Below are 2514 nucleotides of genomic sequence, written 5' to 3' on the forward strand. Positions count from 1 at the left end.
ATCTTCCCGGTGGAGACCGAGCAGGCGGGTCCGGTGGTGCCGATCGGTCGGGCGTTGCCGGGGATGACGATGTACGTGTTGAACCGGGACCTGCACCTCGCCCCGGTGGGTGTGGTCGGTGAGTTGTACGTGGGTGGTGTGGGTGTGGCCCGCGGTTACGCGGGTCAGCCGGCGCTGACGGCGGAGCGGTTCCTGCCGGACCCGTTCGGTGCGGCGGGCTCGCGGATGTACCGGACCGGTGACCTGGTGCGGCGGCTGCCCGACGGGGCGGTGGAGTTCGTCGGGCGTGTCGACCACCAGGTGAAGATCCGCGGCTACCGGATCGAACTCGGCGAGATCGAGGCGGTCGTCGAGGGCACCGACGGCGTCGGCGACGCGGTCGCCCTGGTCGGCGAGTCGGACCGGCTGGTGGCGTTCTACCGGCCGGCCGCGCCGGTGCCGGGTCTGCTGGACCGGATCCGGCAGCGGTGCGCGGAGCACCTGCCGGAGTACATGATCCCGGCCGAGTTCGTGGCCGTGGAGGCGATCCCGCTCAACGCCAACGGCAAGGTCGACCGGGCCGCCCTCTGGGACGCCGCCGAGCCGGCGCACCGCCAGCACGTCGCCCCGGCCACCGAGCTGGAGGCGCAGCTGGCCGGCATCTGGGGCCAGGTGCTCAACCTGGAGCAGGTCAGCACCCAGGACAGCTTCTTCGACCTCGGCGGGCACTCCATCAGCGCCATCGCCCTCGTGGGCGCGCTGCGCGGCGCCGGGCACCCCGTCTCGGTGCGCGACGTCTTCGTGCACCGCACGGTCGCCGCCCTGGCGCGGCACCTCGCGGGCGGGGACGAGGCCGAGGTCGCGCCCGCCTTCCAGGCCGTGGCCCCGTTCAGCCTGCTCGACGACGCCGACCGGGCCAAGCTGCCCGCCGGGCTCGCCGACGCGTACCCGTGCGCGCAGGTGCAGCTCGCCATGCTGGTGGTCACCCTCTCCGACTCCGAGCGGCGCACCTACCACAACGTGTCGGCGTTCCCGATCCGCGACGAGCACGCCTTCGACGGCGACGCGCTGCGCCGGGCCGTGCGGACCGTCGTGGACCGGCACGAGATCCTGCGTACGTCGTTCGACCTGACCGGCTACTCGGTGCCGATGCAGCTCGTGCACGCCGAGGTGCCCGTCGACGTCACGCTGCTCGACCTGCGCGACGGCACGGACGAGGAGGCCGAGAACCGGCTGCGGGCGTACCTGGCCGCCGAGCGGTCCCGCCCGTTCACCCCCGACCAGGTCCCGCAGATGCGCATCGCCGGGGCCGCCGGCCGCGACGACACGTGGTGGTTCGTGCTGACCATGTCGCACGGCATCCTCGAAGGCTGGAGCCACCACTCGCTGCTCATGGAGATCCTCGACAACTACCGCAGCCTGCGCGACACCGGCGCACCGGCGGCGTTCGAGGCGCCCCCGGTCCGCTACGCCGACTTCGTCGCCGGCGAGATCGAGGCGCTGGCGTCGGAAGAGGACCGCGAGTACTGGCAGGGCGTCGTCGCCCGGCCGGTCTTCGAACTGCCCGCCGGCTGGGGTGAGGACGAGTCGGTCCCGGAGTACGAGTGCGGCACCCGGGTCCCGCTGCACGACCTGATGGACGACCTGCGCGAGCTGGCCAGCCGTACCGACACGTCGCTGAAGAGCGTGCTGCTGGCCGCGCACCTGAAGGTGATGAGTCAGCTCACCGCCGAGCCCGTGTTCACCAGCGGGCTGGTCAGCCACGGCCGTCCCGAGGTGACCGGCGCCGACCGGGTCTACGGGATGCACCTGAACACGCTGCCGTTCGTGCACGACACGGGCGCGCGGACCTGGCGGGAGCTGATCCGCAACACCTTCGCCGGGGAACTGGAGCTGTGGCCGCACCGCCGCTACCCGCTGCCGGCCGTGCAACGCCTGGGCGACGGGCGCCGACCGATCGAGATCCTCTTCAACTACCTGGACTTCGAGCAGGTCGACACCGAGCGGGTCGACTTCGAGGACGCCATCTACGAGGCCAGCGGCGAGTTCGGCCTGCACGTCTCGACGCTCGGCGGGGTGCTCAACATCCTGTCCCGGCCGCACCAGGTCAGCTACCCCAACGTCCTGCGCCTCGGCGGCATGTACCGGGCGGTGTTGGAGGCCATGGTGGCCGATGTGGACGGTGACGCGTCGGTGACGTGTCTGCCGGCGGGTGAGGTGTCGGTGCTGCTGGCCGACGGGGTGTCGGCGGTGGCGCCGGTGTCGCGTTCGGTGCTGGACGAGTTCGAGGCGCGGGTGGCGGAGGTGCCGTCGGCGGAGGCGGTGTCCGAGCCGGGCGGCCGGGCGGTCGACTTCGTGGGGCTGGACGTCCGCGCCGCCGTGATCGGGCGGAGCCTGGTCGCCCGGGGTGTGGGTGCCGGTGCGGTGGTGGGTGTGCTGCTGGACCGGGGTGTGGAGTTGGTGGCGTCGATGTTGGGGGTGTGGAAGGCGGGGGCGGCGTTCGTGCCGGTGGATCCGTCGTATCCGCCGGGTCGC

Annotated in this window: 1 protein-coding gene; it reads left to right on the forward strand. The window is 72.5% G+C overall.

Annotated features, from left to right (window positions below):
* Positions 1 to 2514: condensation domain-containing protein (locus ACGFIG_RS30695; RefSeq protein WP_393008867.1), on the forward strand; the 2514-nt coding region annotated here is incomplete at both ends.

The sequence above is a fragment of the Micromonospora sp. NPDC049048 genome, assembly GCF_043197615.1.
In the GTDB taxonomy this organism is placed as follows: domain Bacteria; phylum Actinomycetota; class Actinomycetes; order Mycobacteriales; family Micromonosporaceae; genus Micromonospora.